At 60.4% G+C, this 16769-nt stretch carries 20 protein-coding genes and 3 tRNA genes; 6 read left to right on the forward strand and 17 right to left on the reverse strand.

Annotated elements, in window-relative coordinates:
- The coding region (gene ald, locus VL202_RS05660; RefSeq protein ID WP_325463170.1) for an alanine dehydrogenase at positions 1-993 on the forward strand (993 nt) is incomplete at its 5' end.
- 51 nt (positions 994-1044) lie between these two features.
- On the opposite strand, the gene VL202_RS05665 is transcribed toward ald, so the two are convergent.
- From VL202_RS05665 to VL202_RS05685, 5 genes are all read right to left on the reverse strand, one after another.
- Positions 1045-1512 carry a DUF1203 domain-containing protein gene (locus VL202_RS05665; protein WP_325463171.1) on the reverse strand — a complete coding sequence of 156 codons (468 nt, stop codon included), beginning with the start codon at positions 1510-1512 and terminating at the stop codon, positions 1045-1047.
- Between the two features lie 83 nt (positions 1513-1595).
- The gene (locus VL202_RS05670; RefSeq protein WP_325463172.1) at positions 1596-2156 is read right to left on the reverse strand and encodes a GNAT family N-acetyltransferase; all 561 of its coding nucleotides are present in this window, start codon (positions 2154-2156) and stop codon (positions 1596-1598) included.
- A 6-nt stretch (positions 2157-2162) separates the two neighbouring features.
- Positions 2163-3017 (reverse strand): 3-mercaptopyruvate sulfurtransferase, encoded by an 855-nt coding sequence (sseA, locus tag VL202_RS05675; RefSeq protein WP_325463173.1) that lies wholly within the window; start codon positions 3015-3017, stop codon positions 2163-2165.
- Positions 3018-3031: 14 nt separating this feature from the next.
- Positions 3032-3775, reverse strand: a complete 744-nt coding sequence (locus VL202_RS05680; RefSeq protein WP_325463174.1) for an alanyl-tRNA editing protein — start codon at positions 3773-3775, stop codon at positions 3032-3034.
- 7 nt (positions 3776-3782) lie between these two features.
- Positions 3783-4823 (reverse strand): cysteine synthase A, encoded by a 1041-nt coding sequence (locus tag VL202_RS05685; protein ID WP_325463175.1) that lies wholly within the window; start codon positions 4821-4823, stop codon positions 3783-3785.
- A 298-nt stretch (positions 4824-5121) separates the two neighbouring features.
- Here VL202_RS05685 and VL202_RS05690 point away from each other — a divergent pair, with 298 nt between their 5' ends.
- Together VL202_RS05690 and VL202_RS05695 are read left to right on the forward strand one after the other, a co-directional pair.
- Positions 5122-5769 carry a ChrR family anti-sigma-E factor gene (locus VL202_RS05690; protein ID WP_325463176.1) on the forward strand — a complete coding sequence of 216 codons (648 nt, stop codon included), beginning with the start codon at positions 5122-5124 and terminating at the stop codon, positions 5767-5769.
- 111 nt (positions 5770-5880) lie between these two features.
- Entirely contained in the window at positions 5881-6723 is an 843-nt protein-coding gene (locus tag VL202_RS05695; RefSeq protein ID WP_325463177.1) for an SDR family NAD(P)-dependent oxidoreductase, read from the forward strand.
- Here VL202_RS05695 and VL202_RS05700 read toward each other — a convergent pair.
- The 8 genes from VL202_RS05700 to VL202_RS05735 all read right to left on the reverse strand — a co-directional run bounded on the left by VL202_RS05700 (position 6711) and on the right by VL202_RS05735 (position 12898).
- The gene (locus VL202_RS05700; RefSeq protein WP_325463178.1) at positions 6711-7037 is read right to left on the reverse strand and encodes an SMR family transporter; all 327 of its coding nucleotides are present in this window, start codon (positions 7035-7037) and stop codon (positions 6711-6713) included. The genes VL202_RS05695 and VL202_RS05700 overlap by 13 nt on opposite strands.
- A complete protein-coding gene (locus tag VL202_RS05705) occupies positions 7024-7374 on the reverse strand; it encodes an SMR family transporter (protein ID WP_325463179.1) in 351 nt (116 codons plus the stop codon). The genes VL202_RS05700 and VL202_RS05705 overlap by 14 nt, the downstream gene beginning before the upstream one ends.
- Positions 7375-7456: 82 nt before the next feature.
- Positions 7457-7636: a hypothetical protein gene (locus VL202_RS05710; protein ID WP_325463180.1), complete on the reverse strand. Its 180-nt coding sequence runs from the start codon at positions 7634-7636 to the stop codon at positions 7457-7459.
- Entirely contained in the window at positions 7629-8882 is a 1254-nt protein-coding gene (locus VL202_RS05715; RefSeq protein ID WP_325463181.1) for a cyclopropane-fatty-acyl-phospholipid synthase family protein, read from the reverse strand. The genes VL202_RS05710 and VL202_RS05715 overlap by 8 nt, the downstream gene beginning before the upstream one ends.
- A gap of 42 nt (positions 8883-8924) precedes the next feature.
- Positions 8925-9803 carry a DUF1365 domain-containing protein gene (locus VL202_RS05720; protein ID WP_325463182.1) on the reverse strand — a complete coding sequence of 293 codons (879 nt, stop codon included), beginning with the start codon at positions 9801-9803 and terminating at the stop codon, positions 8925-8927.
- The gene (locus VL202_RS05725) at positions 9804-11147 is read right to left on the reverse strand and encodes an NAD(P)/FAD-dependent oxidoreductase (protein ID WP_325463183.1); all 1344 of its coding nucleotides are present in this window, start codon (positions 11145-11147) and stop codon (positions 9804-9806) included.
- Positions 11144-12601 (reverse strand): deoxyribodipyrimidine photo-lyase, encoded by a 1458-nt coding sequence (locus VL202_RS05730; RefSeq protein WP_325463184.1) that lies wholly within the window; start codon positions 12599-12601, stop codon positions 11144-11146. Before VL202_RS05730 ends, VL202_RS05725 begins: the two co-directional genes overlap by 4 nt.
- A 222-nt stretch (positions 12602-12823) precedes the next feature.
- Positions 12824-12898: transfer RNA gene (locus tag VL202_RS05735), tRNA-Asn, on the reverse strand.
- Between the two features lie 219 nt (positions 12899-13117).
- Between VL202_RS05735 and VL202_RS05740 the strand changes: the two genes are divergently transcribed.
- Positions 13118-13390 (forward strand): hypothetical protein, encoded by a 273-nt coding sequence (locus VL202_RS05740; protein ID WP_325463185.1) that lies wholly within the window; start codon positions 13118-13120, stop codon positions 13388-13390.
- 83 nt (positions 13391-13473) lie between these two features.
- On the opposite strand, the gene VL202_RS05745 is transcribed toward VL202_RS05740, so the two are convergent.
- A complete protein-coding gene (locus VL202_RS05745; RefSeq protein ID WP_325463186.1) occupies positions 13474-13821 on the reverse strand; it encodes a hypothetical protein in 348 nt (115 codons plus the stop codon).
- Positions 13822-14073: 252 nt separating this feature from the next.
- Between VL202_RS05745 and lexA the strand changes: the two genes are divergently transcribed.
- The gene (gene lexA / locus VL202_RS05750) at positions 14074-14787 is read left to right on the forward strand and encodes a transcriptional repressor LexA (protein ID WP_325463187.1); all 714 of its coding nucleotides are present in this window, start codon (positions 14074-14076) and stop codon (positions 14785-14787) included.
- A gap of 28 nt (positions 14788-14815) precedes the next feature.
- On the opposite strand, the gene VL202_RS05755 is transcribed toward lexA, so the two are convergent.
- Positions 14816-15031: a hypothetical protein gene (locus VL202_RS05755; protein ID WP_325463188.1), complete on the reverse strand. Its 216-nt coding sequence runs from the start codon at positions 15029-15031 to the stop codon at positions 14816-14818.
- Positions 15032-15070: 39 nt separating this feature from the next.
- Here VL202_RS05755 and VL202_RS05760 point away from each other — a divergent pair.
- A tRNA-Cys gene (locus VL202_RS05760) sits at positions 15071-15144 on the forward strand.
- 265 nt (positions 15145-15409) lie between these two features.
- Here VL202_RS05760 and VL202_RS05765 read toward each other — a convergent pair.
- Entirely contained in the window at positions 15410-15628 is a 219-nt protein-coding gene (locus VL202_RS05765; RefSeq protein ID WP_325463189.1) for a hypothetical protein, read from the reverse strand.
- Positions 15629-16237: 609 nt separating this feature from the next.
- A tRNA-Ser gene (locus tag VL202_RS05770) sits at positions 16238-16327 on the reverse strand.
- Between the last annotated feature and the right edge of the window lie 442 nt (positions 16328-16769).

Here is a 16769-nt window from a genome sequence, read left to right on the forward strand (position 1 = left end):
ATTGGCGCTGAGGATGACGCCTACCGTGCCGCTGGCGCCAAGATCGTTGCATCCGCCAAGGATGTGTTTGACAAATCCGACATGATCGTCAAGGTCAAGGAGCCGCAGCCTGCCGAATGGGCGCAGCTTCGCGACGGTCAGCTTCTCTATACCTATCTCCACCTTGCTCCCGATCCGGAGCAGACCAAGGGCCTGCTGGGCTCCGGCGTCACGGCAATCGCCTATGAAACCGTGACGGATGATCGCGGCGGCCTGCCGCTGCTGGCACCCATGTCCGAAGTTGCCGGACGCCTGGCGATCCAGGCCGGCGCGACGTCGCTGCAGAAAGCCAATGGCGGCCGCGGCATCCTGCTCGGCGGCGTGCCCGGCGTCTTGCCGGCCAAGGTCACCGTCATCGGCGGCGGTGTCGTCGGCCTGCACGCGGCCCGCATGGCCGCCGGCCTCGGCGCCGATGTCAGCATTCTTGATCGCTCGATCCCACGGCTGCGCCAACTCGACGACATTTTTGCCGGGCGCGTTCACACTCGCTTCTCGACCATCGACGCACTGGAAGAGGAATTGTTCTCGGCCGATCTCGTCATCGGTGCCGTGCTGATCCCTGGCGCCGCCGCGCCCAAGCTGGTGACGCGCGAAATGCTTTCCGGCATGAAGAAGGGCTCTGTCATCGTCGATGTCGCCATCGACCAGGGCGGCTGCTTCGAGACCTCGCATGCGACGACGCATTCCGACCCGACCTATGAGGTCGATGGCGTGGTGCATTACTGCGTCGCCAATATGCCGGGTGCAGTTCCCGTTACCTCTGCCCACGCGCTCAACAATGCGACGCTCTATTACGGTCTGCAACTCGCCGATCGTGGCCTGAAGGCGATTGCAGAAGACCGGCACCTGCGCGCCGGCCTCAACGTCCACAAGGGCCGCGTCACCAACATGGCGGTGGCGGAAGCCCTCGGTTACGAAAACCATGCGCCGGAGGCTGTGCTGAAGATCGCCTGATCGCGATCCGTTATCGTGAGGTTTGGGAGGGCCGGAATTCCCGGCCCTTTCTCATGCCCGCTCGATCCGGCACTGGTAGCAATTGTTGCGCGCCGAGCGCACATGCACATAGGCGATATCCGTTTGCTCCAGCAGTTCGCCGGCGCGTGTCGTCACGTCCTCCACAGCCGTCACCGCGCCGCTGCCATAGACAATGCGATCATTGGCGCTGTAGCCGCGCAGCAGATAGTCCCGGCTGGTCGTCAAGATCGGGGGCACATCCGCGCCGGCATAGGCGGTGCATTCTTCCGCATGCAGGAAGATCGGCCCGGTTTCCGCATAGGGTTGCAATTCCGGGAAGGGACGATAGGCAAGAATGAGATAGGGATCGCCGGCGGCGATATTGGCGAGACAATGGCGGCAAGGCATGCCCTGGCCGTCTGAAACATGCCGCTCCGGCGCCAAACCATAGGCATCCGGTTCAAGGCGGCGGTAGCGTGCGGCGAGATCGCTCGGCATGGGTTGGTAGCGCAGGGGCATAGGGAATTTCTCCGGTTTCGATGCCCGAGGAAATGCCATGTGTGAGCCAGCCGCGACACCCGATTCTTGCCGGGACCCAGCCGTCAAAGCGCGCGTGACAGCGTCAGTAGTTCGTCGTCACTCAGGGGCAGGACTTTCGCATCCCGCGTCGAGACCGGCGAGAAGCCGAAGCGCTGGTAGAGCTGCAGGGCGCGTGGGTGATCGAGCGTGTTGGTGGCGACGCGGACCTTTTTCGGATTGGAATTCCAGGCGGCATAGAGGGTCTGCAGCAGGAACCATTTGCCGAGCCCGAGGCCGAGCGCATGTTCGAACATGCCGAAATGGGAGAGTTCGACGATATCCTCATCCACCTGCAGCAGTTCGAAAAAGCCGGCGGGCGCGCCGTTGACGTAGAGCACGGTGACCGAGTTGCGCTTGTCGTGCAGCGTTGCCGCCAGGTCGTCGTCGCTCAGGCGCAGCCGATCGACCCAGGTCCAGCGCCGGCCGACCTGTAGATAGAGGAATCGGTAAAACGGCAGCGGAATTTCCGGCACACGCATGATCGCGGTCTGGATGTTGACCGGTACCGCCAGGCTCTGTTTCGGCGGCGCGGTCATCTCCAGTTCCGTGACGTGAACGTCCAGCGGTTCGTTCGTGTCTGCCATGCCCGTTCATTCTTTCCCGGTAACGACAGCTGTATCCGCCCGGCTGCCCCATTCGGACCAGGAGCCATCATAAAGCGTATTGTCGGTATGTCCCAGCGATTGCAGCGCCAGCATGATGATTGCGGCGGTCAGGCCTGAGCCGCAGGTGGTGACAACAGGCTTGTCGAGATCGATGCCGGCGCCTTCGATGGTGTCGCGCAGCGCGTCCAGCGACTTGAGCTTGCCGCCTGTCGAAAAGACGCCCGATGGCAGGCTTTTCGCGCCGGGCATATGGCCGGAGCGCATGCCTGCGCGGGGCTCGGCCTCATCGCCGGTGAAACGCGCAGCGCCCCGCGCATCGGCGATCTGGCGTTCGCCATTGGCGACGGTTGCGATCATCTGGGCAAAGGACGTGACGGCGCCGGCGTCGAAAGTCGGGTGGAAGACGGCGGGTGTCGGTTGCAGTACGTCCGTCGTCACCGGCCGCCCTTCCGCCTTCCAGCCATCCATGCCGCCATCGAGTACGAAGACGGAGGTCGCGCCCATCGTGCGCAGCAGCCACCAGACGCGCGGAGCGGTGAAGATGCCGGGACCATCATAGACGACGATCGTGTCGGTTTCGGAAAGCCCGAGCTTGCCGACGGCGGCGGAAAAGGCCATGGGCGAGGGGATGGTGTGAGGCAGGCCACTGTCGAGGTCGGCGATCAGGTCCTGGTCGTAAAAGACGGCGCCGGGGATATGGGCGGCGGCATATTCCGCCTTCGGATCGCGGTTTTGCGCCGGCAGATACCAGGCGGCATCGACGATCTTGACGGTGGGGTCGCCGAGGCGGGCCTGCAGCCAGCCCGCGGAGACGACGAAAGCGCTCTTCTGTTCAGACATGCGTGATTCTCCGGTCAGAGGACGGGGCTTGTTTCCGGCGTGCCGAAGCGGATGCGGAAACGGCGGTTTTCCTTGCCCTTCTTTTCGATCTTGGCGATGAAAATCTGCCCTACTTCCTGGGTTTCGGACACATGCGTGCCGCCGCATGGCTGGCTGTCGACTGCGGCATTCTCGCCGATGCAGACGAGGCTGACGCGGCCGAGCCCCACGGGCGGTCGGACGTTCTTCGACTTGACGATATCGGGATTGGCGGCGAGTTCCGCGTCGGTGATCCACTGCAGGTAAATCGGGTGATTCGCCTCGACCAGCGCCATCATGGCTGATGTGACGGCATCCTTGTCGATGGTCTCGCTCATGTCGAAATCCACGCGGCTTTCCTCTTCGCCGACGGCAGCGCCTGTGATCGGAAACTGGCAGACGACGGACAGGAGATGGCAGGCCGTGTGCATGCGCATCAGCTTGTAGCGGCGCGTCCAGTCGATGTGCAGAACCAGCTTTTCGCCGACCCGCGGAGCCGGCTGGTCGGCGGTGGGGACATGGATGATGATGTCCTTGGTATCGCCGTGACGGGTGGTCGCGATCTCGATGCGGCTGCCGTCCTCGCGCTCGAAGGAGCCGCTATCGCCGGGCTGGCCGCCAGAGGTCGCATAAAAACAGGTCTGGTCGAGCTCGATGCCACCGTCCGCTCCTATGCCCGTCACGACCGCTTCTGCTGTTGAGAGATAGAAGTCGTCACGAAAAAGGGCGGTCGTTGTCATGGGATGCTTATCCGGCAGGTTCGTATGGCACCGTGATTCCGGAGTTCCGCGTCAGCCATGCCGGGACGGGCAGGCCCTTGGACTTCAGAAACGCCGGATTGAACAGTTTCGACTGATAGCGGTTACCATAGTCGCAGAGGATCGTCACGATGGTATGTCCAGGCCCCAGATCTTTTGCCAGGCGGATGGCGCCGGCAATGTTGATGCCCGACGAGCCGCCGACGCAGAGGCCCTCGTTCTCCACAAGATCAAACACCACCGATACGGCCTCGGCGTCGGGAATCTGGTAGGAGAAATTCGGCGCAAAGCCTTCGAGATTGGCGGTGATGCGGCCCTGGCCGATGCCTTCGGTGATCGAACTGCCCTCGGCCTTCAACGCGCCATGGGCATAATAGTTGTAGAGTGCAGCCCCTTCCGGATCGGCAAGGCCGATCTTGATGTCGGGGTTTTTCGCCCACAGGCCTTTTGCGACGCCAGCCAGCGTGCCGCCAGAACCGACCGCGCAGATGAAACCGTCGATCTTGCCGTCCGTGTCGCGCCAGATTTCCGGAGCAGTGGTTTCCACATGGGCGTCGCGATTGGCGACATTGTCGAACTGGTTGGCCCAGATCGCGCCATTCGGTTCGCTCTTGGCCAGTTCGGCGGCGAGGCGGCCGGAAAGCTTCACGTAATTGTTCGGGTTCTTGTAGGGAACGGCCGGCACTTCCACGAGTTCGGCACCGAGCAGGCGGATGGCGTCCTTCTTTTCCTCGCTCTGCGTTTCCGGAATGACGATAACCGTTCGATAGCCGAGCGCCTGCGCCACCAGCGCAAGACCGATGCCGGTATTGCCGGCCGTACCCTCGACGATGACGCCGCCCGGTTTCAGATGGCCGGAGCGTTCCGCATGGCGGATGATCGACAGCGCCGCGCGGTCCTTGACCGACTGGCCTGGATTGAGAAATTCCGCCTTGCCGAGAATGGTGCAGCCCGTTGCCTCCGATGCGCCCTTGAGGCGGATCAGTGGCGTGTTGCCGATGGCGTCGAGAACGGATGGCAGAACAGGCATGAGAAAACCTCTTGGCTTGGCGGGCAATGTTTCAGGCGGACCTGATCGAACAAAAGTCGGTACGGTTCGTCGGGATCACTGGATGTCGGAAGAACCGCGATCCAAACACCCGAAATCATGGCGTCTTTTCAACCGGGCAGGGCCTTGAAGCAAGAAATAGCGTTTCAACAGGACGGCGTCACGGGCAAAAATTGACTTACGGCGCCATATCGGTCCAACCCGTGATCCGTTTGTTGACCCTCAGCGTAGTGAGGCGATACGGTTGAAGACGTGGCGCAGCGAACAGGTGCAACAATTGATGGCTGATGCTCAGCTCGACTTGGTGGATGCCTTGATGGCGCGGTATGCTGCGGGCATCCTGCCTGAGCCTGCCCGTGTCCTCGTCGAGGCCCATCTCGAGATGACGTCGATCAACCGCTCCAGGGTCCTGGACTTCGAGACCGCCGCCGCCGATGTCCTGGACAAGATCGAGCCGGTGGCTTTGGCGTCAAGGAACGATGTGCTGAACGCCGTTTTTGCCGCCCCTCCGGTCGCCGTCACCACCAACCACTTGCAGCGGACGACACATGCGCTGTTCCCCCCGGCAATCCGCGACTTTGTCGGCTTCGAGGCAGACGACATTCCGTGGAAACGGAAGCTGCCGGGCTTCAGGGAATACAATCTCGGCAAGATCGACGGCTGTGACGTCAGTTTCTTCTGGATCCGGCCGGGCCGCGCGGTTCCGGCGCATACCCACCAGGGCTTCGAGCTTTCGCTGGTTCTCGACGGTGCCTTCAACGATCTGCGCGGGCGATTCGGCAAAGGCGACATCTCCGTTGCCGACGAGAGCATCGATCATCGTCCGAAGGCGGAGAACGAGGTTCCCTGTATCGGCTTTGCGGTCTCGGATGCGCCCCTCAAACTGACCGGCGCCTTCCGGCAGTTGATTGGCGATCTCATCGGTTGAACCGCCGCCCCGGAAACGCCCGAATATCGGAACAAACTGCATTTCAGCGCGTATTATTCCGTGATGTCCAGTGGTGGCATCAGCGCGATGTTCAGCGGGAAAGGAAAACCGATGACCGATTTTGTCGCACACCCGGAATTGGGTTTGGCCTGGATTACGGGAGCAAGCTCCGGTATCGGCCGGGCGCTGGCGCTACGGCTGGTCCGGGATGGCTTCAATGTGGTCGTGACCGCTCGGGATCACGAGAAACTCGTCCACCTGCAGCACGAGGCGCCGGGACCCGGCAAGATCATCGTGCTCGATGGCGATGTCACCGATCCGCGCGATATGGAGCGCATTCTGGCCGCGATCGAATACGAGCACGGCACGATGGCTTTGGCGGTGCTGAATGCCGGCGTTTACATTTCCGTTCACGGCGAGGACATGCATCGCGAGGATTTCGAGAAGACCTTCGCGGTCAACCTGCATGGCACGGTCAACTGCCTGCTGCCGGCCGTGCGGCACATGAAGGCGCATGGCCACGGCCAGATCGCGATCGTCTCCTCGGTCACCGGCTACGGCGGCATGCCGACCGGCGCTGCCTATGGCGCGTCCAAGGCAGCGCTCATCAACATGGCCGAAAGCCTGAAATTCGATCTCGACAAGGCCGGTATCCGGCTGCAGATCATCAATCCCGGCTTCGTCGATACGCCCGCGACGGCAAGGAACGCCTTCGCGATGCCCGCTCTGATCAGCCCCGAGGAGGCTGCCGACAATATCGTCAGCGGGCTCAAGGCCAGCGGCTTCGAGATCACCTTCCCGAAACGCTTCACCTATGCCCTGAAGCTTCTCAATCTTTTGCCCTACGGCCTCTATTTCTGGCTGATGAACAAGGCGACCGGCTGGAAGACGCGGCCGCTGGTGACGCAGGGGCACACGCAGGAAACGCTGGCGCGCGATCCTCAGGCGGTGTGAAGAACAACGACGGCACCGAAGACCAGGACGAGACCGACCCAGCCGACCGGTTTCAGTTTCTGGCCGAACAGGATGCGGGCGGAGATCGCCGTGCCGAAAATGCCGGTGGCGCCAAGGATCGCATAGGCAATCGCCAGTTCCATGCCCTTCACTGCCTCGACAAGGCAAGCGAACGCCGCCAGCACCAACAGAATCGACAGGATACCCCAGCCGCGACGGGCAAAGCCGTTCGACTTGCTGGAAGCGAGGTTGGCCGCGACATCGAGAATGCCGGCGAGCACGGCGAAGATGAAATACATGTCAGGCGCGTTCATCGTTCTCGCTTTCATGCATTTCACCGGCATTGACCAGGATGATACCGGTCACGGCCATGACCAGGCCGATCATTTCCTGGGTGCTCAGCACGTGATTGAAGACGAAGACGGAAACCAGCGTGATCAGCGCAATCCCGGACCCTTCCCAGATTGCGTAGGCGACGCCAACGGAGATCTTCTTCACCGCCTTGGCGAGGAAAACATAGGATAGCGCGATCGAGACATACATGACGACATAGCCCCAGATGCCGCCGCCGGACGAGGCCGCCTTCATGACTGTGAGGCCAACCACCTCGATAGCAACGGCAAGCGCAAGAAAAATCCATGCGAGACGCATGTCGTCACCCTTTGAAACGATCGATGGGAAGCTAAGATTTCTTTAGGCATATCCAGCGAAGCGGTAAAGCCGCCTAAAGCGCTTATTGGCGGATACGGGCCCGCAGCGCGTCTTGTGCGAGCGCTTCGGTATAGCCGGTCGGGACAGGCGGATACAGCGGCAGGCCAAGGGCCGCCAGCGGCATGGCGGGCAGGGCATAGGCGAAAAGTGCCCGGCGGCTGATCGGCATCTGGCCTGCGTCGCCGGTCGGCCTTTCACTCATACACGATCTGTCTCACATCGATGTTCTTTGCCCGGAAACCAGCCTCGCAATAGAACAGGTAGAATTCCCACAGCCGCTTGAAGCGGGTGTCGAAGCCGAGCGGCTCGACCTGGTCCCAAACGTTCCAGAAGCGCTCGCGCCATTCGGCGAGCGTGCGGGCATAATCGAGGCCGAAGCCGAAATCGCCGCTGATCTTCAGTCCGACCTTGCGACCAAGCTCGATCAGGTGTTCCCCCGTCGGCAGCATGCCGCCTGGAAACACGTATTTCTGGATGAAATCCGGATTGGCACGATATTCGCGGTAGGCTTCCGGCTTGATCGTGATGATCTGCAAGCCGGCCTTGCCGCCGGGTTTCAGGCAGCGCTGGAGTTGCGAAAAGTAGGCAGGCCAGTATTTTTCGCCAACGGCCTCGAACATCTCGATCGAGACGATACGGTCGTAAAGACCGGTTTCGTCGCGGTAATCCTGGAACTTGATATCGACCTTGTCGGCGAGGCCAGCGCGCTTCATGCGTTCGGTGGCAAAGGCCAATTGCTCGCGGCTGATCGTCAGACCGGTGACCTTGCAGCCAATCTCACTTGCGGCATATTCGGCAAAGCCCCCCCAACCGCAGCCGATCTCGAGCACATGATGTCCGGCACGAATGCCGGCGGCGTCCGCGAGTGCCTTGTATTTGGCGCGCTGCGCCGACTGCAGGTCGTTGGCGCCGGTCGAATAAAGCGCAGAGGAATAGGTCATGGTCGGATCCAGCCATTCCTTGTAGAAGGCATTGCCGAGATCATAGTGCGCCGAAATGTTTTTCTTCGAGCCAGTTTTCGTATTGGCGTTCATCCAATGTCTGAACTTCTCCACGAGCCGCATGACACCGCGCGCTCCGTTGGAGAAATGGCTTCCGACCTCCGTATTGACGAGGAAAAGCTCAAGGAAGGCGCCGACATCCGGGCTGTCCCAATCGCCGTCCATATAGCTTTCGGCAACCGCGATCGTGCCGCCGGTCAGCGCCCGCTGTGGCAGGTTCCAGTTATGCAGCGTCACGGAGGCGACAGGGCCATGTGTCTTGCCGTTCACCACCACCGTGCGTCGATCGGGCAGGGTGAGTTTCAAACAGCCTGCCTGCATGTGAATGAGACCGCGAAAAACCATTTGCGCCTTGGCGGGCAGGCCTTTGACGATGCGGGAAAGGTTTTCGGCCGACAGACGCTCGGCGTCCTTGGAATCACAATATCCGGTGCCTGCTGTACTCATCTGCAGATCCTCAGCAATCATTGCTCTCGATATAAAATAACCTCATTCCGCCGGACCGCCAACCTTGGGTTTATCATAAAATCCAGGGGGCTGGCGGCGACCATTTCTCCAGGCGCTGGTATGGGCCGGCGCTTCGGGTCGCGGAATATACCGCATGCCTTTGATCCAGAGCTTCAGCGCCTCCCAGTGAATACCGGCGACGACCTTGAATGTAAGGTGCGGGATACGGGCGACAAGCCGCAAAATCTGGCCTGTTTTCAACGGCATCCGGACGCCGGAGAACGTGGCGGCGAGCAAGGGGCCATGCTCGTCTGTCTCAAGAATGCGCCAGCGGATTTCCTGGCCTGGTGGCAGCATGCGGAACTGATAGCGCATAGCCATCGGAATGAACGGCGAGACATGGAAGATCTTCTCGCATTGCTGCCGGACACCGGCATCCGAAAGATTTTCCGGCCCGACCGGGCAGACATAACTATGCCGCTCGCCAAACGTATTGCGGACTTCGTAGATCATGGCGGTGAGGCCATCGTCGTCGTCATAAGCGTAATAGACCGCCAGTGGATTGAAGACGAGGCCGAGGATGCGGGGGTAGCAGACGAGAAGCACGCGTGCCGCTCGGGACTGGAGACCGGCCTCCTGCAGTACTTGATCGACATAGGCGCGCAGCGGCAGACCGCTTTCGCCGGTGTGATCCTTCTCGTGAAACGAGAGCAGGTTGCGGCGATTGACCGAGAACAGGGTGCAGGATCGGTCGGCCTCCGCCAGCCGGTCGAGATCGATCATCAGGGAGAAGACGTGATAGGTGAAGCGATGACCGACCGGCTTCAAGCGTTGATGCATGACCTGACCCGCATAGAGAAGGGCCGCCTCGCGTGGCGGGGGGCCATTGCGTGTCCTGTGCGAACCGGATGAAGCGCGCATCTATTCGGCAGCCTCCCGGAAAACGGTCGATATCTGCTGCCGCCAGGGGATGACGCCGCCGAGCGCCTCGGCTGCGGCAAGCCCGGAGGCCAACCCATCCTCATGGAACCCGTAGCCCGTCCAGGCGCCGGCAAAGAAGGTGTTGTTGTCACCCTGGATCGATTTCAGACGCCGCTGCGCCGCCATGGAGCCCGCATCGAATTGCGGATGATCGTAGGAAAATTCGGCAAAGACGCTGCCGGATGCCGGCTCTCGCTCCGGATTGAGCGTGACGAACAGCGGGCATCTCGGATCGATGCCCTGCAGGCGGTTCATCCAATAGCTGACCGCGACGCCCTGCGCGCCGCAGGGTTTGGCGGAGCGCAAATAGTTCCACGATGCCCAGACCTTCGGCCTTTTCGGCATCAGGCCGGCGTCGCGATGAAGGATGACGCGGTTGGCATGATAGGGAACCGACGACAGAAGCGCCGCTTCCGTCGGCGTCGCATCCGAAAGGATGTTCCGCGACTGGTCGCTATGGGTGGCGATGATCACCTTGTCGAACGGTTTCGTCACGCCCTGATCGTCCGTGATGATGACACGGCCTTCCTCGCGGCGGATCGAGCGGATGCCGCAGCCGAGCCGGGCGTGGTCGCCGAGTGGCTGCAGCAGTTTTTGCAGATAATTTCGACTGCCGCCCGTGACCGTGCGCCAGGGATGGGGTTTCGAATAGATCAGACGGTGATTGTCGAAGAACTGGATGAAATTCTCCGCCGGGAACTCCAGCATCCTGCCGCTTGGCGTCGACCAGATCGCCGCGGCCATGGGCACGAGATAATTGTTGGTGAAACCCGGCGAGAAACCGCGCCAATTGAGATAATCGCCGATCGACATCGCCTCCAGCCGGCCGGCGCTGCGATCTTCCAGGCAGATGCGGTTGAACCGCAGGATTTCGCGCAGCATCATCAGGAAGGACGGCCGCAGCAGGTTGCGCTTTTGCGCGAACACGGTGGCGAGATTGTCGCCGCTCCATTCGAGCCGGCCATGATCGAGCGACACCGAAAAGCTCATGTCGCTCTGGTGCGTGGCGACATTCAGTTCCGAGAACAGCGCGGTCAGATTTGGATAGTTGACTTCGTTATAAACGATGAAACCGGTATCGACGGCGATCGGCGTGCCGTCATAATCGATATCGACGGTTGCCGTATGACCGCCGGCGCGCGTGTCCTTCTCGTAAAGGGTGACGTCATGGACAGGATTGAGCGCCCAGGCGGCGGCGCTGCCGGAAACGCCGGAGCCAATGATCGCGACCGAGAGGCGGCGACCGGGAACATGATGCGATCCGTGAGAGAAAGGGGCGTTCATGCGGCGTCCTTGACGTTACCATAGGCAGCAAGAGCGCGGTCGCGCGCCTTTGCGTGATCCACGAGAGGCTTCGGATAGGTTTCGCCAAGCGTAACGCCGGCGCCCGTCAGCACCGTCGCCGGGGCCTCGAACGGCCGGTGTACGAATTTGGTGGGCATATCCTGGAGTTCCGGCACGAAGGTTTTTACGTAAGTGCCGTCGGGGTCGAATTTTTCACCCTGCAGGATCGGATTGAAGACGCGGAAGAAGGGCGAGGCATCGGCGCCGCTGCCGGCGACCCATTGCCAGCTCGCCGCATTGGAGGCCGGATCGGCATCGACCAGCGTATCCCGGAACCAGGCCTCGCCACGGCGCCAGTCGATCAGCAGGTCCTTGATCAGGAAGGAGGCGGCAATCATGCGGACGCGGTTATGCATCGTACCGTGCCGCCAGAGCTGGCGCATGCCGGCATCGACAATGGGATAGCCGGTCCGGCCCTTGGTCCAGAGCTTGAAGGCGTCGCCGTCATCCGCCCATTCGAAGCGGTCGTACCGACGGTTGAGATTTTCGCGTGGCAGGTCGGGATTGTGAAAGAGCAGATGATAGGAGAAATCGCGCCAGACCAGTTCCTTGCGGAAGGTGACGATATCCTCGACCGGAACATCCTTCAGGTTTCGTGTGGCGTGCCAGATGCGGGCCGGGGAGATTTCACCCAGAGCCAGATGCGGCGACAGCCGCGAGGTTCCATCGCGGGCAGGCAGGTCGCGATTCGCCTTGTACCCATCGAGGGTTTCGTCGATGAAGTCTTGCAGCCGTTCGAGGGCCGCAGCTTCTCCCGGTGTCCAGACTTCACGGAATGTCTCTGCCCAGTCGGGCTTCGCCGGTAGCAGGTTCCAGTCGGCGAGCTTTTCGCTCTTCGGCCAATCCGCCGGTGCGGGAATTTGCGTGGGAGCATCGAGCGGCGCGTCCGGCTCTCCCGACGCCTCCAGCGCACGCCAGAAGGGCGTGTAGACACGGTAGGGCGTTCCCGACCCCGTCTTCCACCGCGCCGGTTCATGCAGGATCTGGCCGGCAAAGCTCTTCACGGTCATGCCGATATCACCGAGACGATTCTTCAGCGCGCCATCCACGCCGATGCCATCCGGATCATAACGCCGGTTCCAGTAAATGCCGGAGGCACCGGTTTCCACGACCAAGCGGGCGAAAACATCTTGCGGCTTACCGGTCAGCAGCAGAAGGCTGCTGCCCAGATTGCTCAGGGATTCGGAAAGGGCATGCAGTGAGTGATGCAGCCACCAGGCCTGCGCGGCGCCGAGCGGTCCCGTCCCATTTTCCGCAGGCTCGCGGATGTAAACAGGGATGACGCCGCGCCCGGACTGCACAGATGCATGCAGCGCATGATTGTCATCCAGCCTCAGGTCCTTGCGGAACCAGATGAGAATAGGACCATTCGGGGGAGGATTGCTATTTTGCATGGTCGTCCGCGCATTGTATTTGTCTTCCATACGCAGATACGGAAAACGCGGATCAACGGTTTCGCGGCGAAAGCTTTTTTATTTCATCGTTTTGCAAAAATAGGTTGTCCCTTCGGGATGAGCCGAAGAGATTTGGACCAATTCAAATCGCCGGGACCGGATTGAGAGAGGGCCAGAAAAGCGAAAGGCTGCATCCGTTTCTGAATGCAGCCTTTCTGAATTTGGCTCCCCGGGCCGGATTCGAACCGGCGACCTGTCGATTAACAGTCGAATGCTCTACCGCTGAGCTACCAGGGATCATCTGCGCCGCTGTGTGCTGCAGAAGTGAGGCTGCTAATACAAATGCTTTTTCGATTTGCCAAGCTGTTTTTCAAAAAAAGTGCACAATCTTGTCTAATTGTGGAGAACTCCCCATGTGGGAGAGGCGACGCGATCCCGATTGCCGGCGAACACATGCCGCGATTTCCGCGTTGTCAAAGACGCAGCGACGCGGCATCGAGCCAACAGGTGGAGTTCATGGCAGGACGGCAGAAAAAATTTGGCATCGACCCGCAGACGCATAACCTGATTCTGGGAACATGGCGCTTGCGTTTGCCGCAGTCGCGCGGGGTTCGCATTGCGCTCGGCAGTATGCTCATTGTCGGCGGCTGCCTTGGCTTTCTGCCTGTGCTCGGCTTCTGGATGGTGCCGCTGGGTTTCATCGTCCTCTCGCATGATCTTGCCTTCGTGCGCCGCCAGCGGCGGCGGCTATCGGTCTGGTGGGCTCGCAGGCGTCAAACCTCACCCTGAACGAATGCGATGTTTGTCCACGGCGTGCAAGCGAACGCCCCGCCTGATCGGGCAGGGCGGGGCTGCAAAGCAGGTGCCAACGTTTATCGGTCCGTGCCAGTCTGCGGCGTCGGGTCATGATCGGCCGGCGCCGTCTGCATTTGCGCACCATTCGTCGGCGTGTTGTTCACGGTGCCCTGGTTGGCCGGCGCTGCCTGATCCTCAGCGGGGGCAACCTGCTGCGTCTGGGTCGCCGCGTCGTTGTCGGTCGCTTCGCCGAACATCTCGGCACCCGCCCACGCGATGGCAGCCAAAAGCAGGCCGCCGATCAGCACCATCAATACCGGACGCCCCAAGAAACCCTGCCGCGCCTCAACGCCGGTCACGCTGACCTTTCGGTTCGTATCCGAAGTCGAGACGCGATCTCCGCGTTCGTCCACATAGCCTGCCATGTCTACCTCCTGCGCCTGGGCGATGCGCGCCGCCCGTTGTGATTGCGATATTCCTGCAACGGTCGCGCCACAGCAAAAGTTCCCGAAAGGAGGCCTGGGAGGGGTGAGTCTCGCGCGCAAAAGCCCGCCAGCTTCATCGCCCGCGTCGAATATTGTTGAAAACATTCAAATATTTTCAGGGGACTTGCGGAACACATATGGAACATATAGTGTTCGTTCTTGCTTTGTTTCTCGACTTTGGAGTGATCGTTCATGCTGACCCGCAAGCAACAGGAATTGCTTCTATTCATTCATGAAAGAATGAAGGAATCCGGCGTGCCTCCATCCTTCGATGAAATGAAGGATGCTCTGGATCTCGCCTCAAAATCCGGCATCCACCGACTGATCACAGCGCTTGAGGAACGTGGCTTCATCCGCCGCCTGCCCAACCGCGCACGCGCACTGGAGGTCATCAAACTGCCGGAAGCCTATTCGCCGAGCCTCCAGCCCAAGCGCGGCTTTTCGCCCAGCGTCATCCAGGGCAGCCTCGGCGCTTCCGCCGAAAAACCGGCGCCTGCCAAGCCTGTCGCGGCCAACAGCGATAGCGTGACAGTGCCGGTCATGGGGCGGATCGCCGCCGGCGTGCCGATCTCCGCCATCCAGAACAACACGCACGATATCTCCGTACCGATGGAAATGGTCGGGGTGGGTGATCACTATGCGCTGGAGGTCCGGGGGGATTCGATGATCGAGGCCGGCATCCTCGACGGGGACACGGTCATCATCCGCAACACCAATACCGCCAGCCCCGGCGAAATCATCGTGGCGTTGGTCGATGACGAGGAGGCGACCCTGAAGCGCTTCCGCCGCAAGGGCGCATCCATCGCGCTCGAAGCCGCCAATCCGGCCTACGAAACCCGCATCTTTGGTCCCGACCGAGTGAAGATCCAAGGCAAGCTGGTCGGCTTGATTCGCCGCTATCACTGATCAAGGCGGGCTTCGGCGCATTTGCGGGTCACTGGCTGGTGGTGGTCGCGACGTCGGAGTCTTGGTTAATCGGGAGGAGGGAAAAGCCGGGTGCGCTGACCGTATCGGAAATGATTTGCGCGGGTTTGTGTACGACGGCTTTCATGGGGTGAGGCTTCTGTGGAGAACGCCCGGGAAACATCATGTCGGAAATGAACGCGGCCGTTTTTTCGGAATTATCCTCTTGCGGTTTGTCTAGGATCATTCTAAACCGCCGCCACGGTTCGATTATTCGAGCTTGAGAGGCCTCGTGGCGGAGTGGTGACGCAGAGGACTGCAAATCCTTGTACCCCGGTTCAATTCCGGGCGAGGCCTCCAATAAATTACCACAATGAAAACAATGCGTTGGGGTATCCGGCTTGCACTTTCATTGTGAAGAAAATTTCCCTCCCATTATGAAGAGATGTTGGCGAAACGTTCCGCTGATCACTTCTTCACGCGCTTCCTCGTAGCATTGAGGACGCGCACCTCGGTATCCTTGGCGTTGCCAGTGTAGGCACCGAAGATTGGAGGCATGCGTTTCCATTGCCTGATCCAGGACGGGGACGTCAAACGATGACGCGATCCGATGGTCCGGATCTGCTCAGTGATAATAGAAGCAGGCGCAGTCAGCCTTGCTGTCGTCCGGGGCGCTCCAGACGCGGACGGCGAGCTTTTTGGCCGTGCCGGTTTCATCCAGCCTCAGGCCGAGCAGGCCTGTAGCGGCAAGCTTCGCATTGACGGCATCGATCTCGACGACGGTGCCGACCTGATGGACGCCGAGTTTCGGGGTCCAGGTAAAAAACTGCACGCTGTAATGCATTGCGTTCTCCTTTAACCGCGCCTTTGGGAATTCGAACATTACAAACCGCACAGGCGATGCGACTAACCAGCGGCGAGGGGCCGCGCAAGCGATGCGGTGGGTTCAGCGACCATCATACCACGGATTTGCCGGTTCGCGAATCCGTTTCAGCAGCGACGGATCGGGACGAACGAGGCCACTGTACAGTCCCGGAACCGACTTGATTGTTCATCTTGAAATGCAGTGTTCATAAAATGTCGTCTATTAAATTCGAACTCCTGGACCGCCTAGATGGCGATACAGACATTGAGTTCGACCCCGCTGAGTGCGGCATTGCCGACAAGGATGGCCTGCTAGAGCAAATTCTGCTCCCCGGCTTTCTGGAGTCGGTCGAGTGAAGTTAGCCGTCACGCGAGAAATCAAATCCATTGCAGAAGAGGCCGGTTCGACTGGTTGGGAACTCATACGCGAGCGAAAGCACCTCGTTGTGGATTTCCGATTCTCTGACCGAACCATCCGGCAAGTGCTGGCCGCTACTCCTTCTGGACCTTATGAACGACGAAATGCCGCCGCATGGCTTCGCCGCAAGGTTATGGCAGAGGGATAGAAACTCAATTAAATCAATAATATTGGCGGAAGAGGTGGGATTCGAACCCACGGTACGGTTTCCCGCACGCCGGTTTTCAAGACCGGTTCCTTAAACCACTCGGACACTCTTCCATCCACGTCGCTCGACCGAGGCGCGGGGCTATACCATCCCACAAAGATCACGGGGCGGCCCTGTTCAGGAACGCTTTATAGCTTGCGGATGGCGGACGTCAACCGGGTAGAGCCGGCCTTGGGAGATGTATCGGTTCGGCACAAAAGCGGTGCGATCAAGGTGTGCTACCCCAAGGAATGTGCCTGCGTTGGCCATAGCCCGCCTGGCTGTGACGTGGCCGCCTTTGTCTGCCGTGCTGCACATATCACTGCTATCGCGCACAACTGGCCGTCGATCTGTCTTGTCTGCTTCGGAATCTGTGAGTATACATTCGATGGTCATAGCATAACAGTTCGGCACAGAAGAAGAAGCCCCATGAACCATGCCGGTGCTCAGTCCTGAGACAGAACAGATCGCGGTTGCGTTAACCCTTCATAAACCATAAATCCAATTGTTGTCGCC

The organism is Pararhizobium sp., assembly GCF_035497515.1.
Classification (GTDB): domain Bacteria; phylum Pseudomonadota; class Alphaproteobacteria; order Rhizobiales; family Rhizobiaceae; genus Pararhizobium.

Coding starts and splice junctions, on each gene's coding strand:
- VL202_RS05665 (WP_325463171.1), bottom strand. CDS start 1,512: ATGCCCCTGCGCTACCAACCCATGCCGAGCGATCTCGCCGCACGCTAC.
- VL202_RS05670 (WP_325463172.1), bottom strand. CDS start 2,156: ATGGCAGACACGAACGAACCGCTGGACGTTCACGTCACGGAACTGGAG.
- sseA (WP_325463173.1), bottom strand. CDS start 3,017: ATGTCTGAACAGAAGAGCGCTTTCGTCGTCTCCGCGGGCTGGCTGCAG.
- VL202_RS05680 (WP_325463174.1), bottom strand. CDS start 3,775: ATGACAACGACCGCCCTTTTTCGTGACGACTTCTATCTCTCAACAGCA.
- VL202_RS05685 (WP_325463175.1), bottom strand. CDS start 4,823: ATGCCTGTTCTGCCATCCGTTCTCGACGCCATCGGCAACACGCCACTG.
- VL202_RS05690 (WP_325463176.1), top strand. CDS start 5,122: ATGGCTGATGCTCAGCTCGACTTGGTGGATGCCTTGATGGCGCGGTAT.
- VL202_RS05695 (WP_325463177.1), top strand. CDS start 5,881: ATGACCGATTTTGTCGCACACCCGGAATTGGGTTTGGCCTGGATTACG.
- VL202_RS05700 (WP_325463178.1), bottom strand. CDS start 7,037: ATGAACGCGCCTGACATGTATTTCATCTTCGCCGTGCTCGCCGGCATT.
- VL202_RS05705 (WP_325463179.1), bottom strand. CDS start 7,374: ATGCGTCTCGCATGGATTTTTCTTGCGCTTGCCGTTGCTATCGAGGTG.
- VL202_RS05710 (WP_325463180.1), bottom strand. CDS start 7,636: ATGAGTGAAAGGCCGACCGGCGACGCAGGCCAGATGCCGATCAGCCGC.
- VL202_RS05715 (WP_325463181.1), bottom strand. CDS start 8,882: ATGAGTACAGCAGGCACCGGATATTGTGATTCCAAGGACGCCGAGCGT.
- VL202_RS05720 (WP_325463182.1), bottom strand. CDS start 9,803: ATGCGCGCTTCATCCGGTTCGCACAGGACACGCAATGGCCCCCCGCCA.
- VL202_RS05725 (WP_325463183.1), bottom strand. CDS start 11,147: ATGAACGCCCCTTTCTCTCACGGATCGCATCATGTTCCCGGTCGCCGC.
- VL202_RS05730 (WP_325463184.1), bottom strand. CDS start 12,601: ATGCAAAATAGCAATCCTCCCCCGAATGGTCCTATTCTCATCTGGTTC.
- VL202_RS05740 (WP_325463185.1), top strand. CDS start 13,118: ATGGCAGGACGGCAGAAAAAATTTGGCATCGACCCGCAGACGCATAAC.
- VL202_RS05745 (WP_325463186.1), bottom strand. CDS start 13,821: ATGGCAGGCTATGTGGACGAACGCGGAGATCGCGTCTCGACTTCGGAT.
- lexA (WP_325463187.1), top strand. CDS start 14,074: ATGCTGACCCGCAAGCAACAGGAATTGCTTCTATTCATTCATGAAAGA.
- VL202_RS05755 (WP_325463188.1), bottom strand. CDS start 15,031: ATGATCCTAGACAAACCGCAAGAGGATAATTCCGAAAAAACGGCCGCG.
- VL202_RS05765 (WP_325463189.1), bottom strand. CDS start 15,628: ATGCATTACAGCGTGCAGTTTTTTACCTGGACCCCGAAACTCGGCGTC.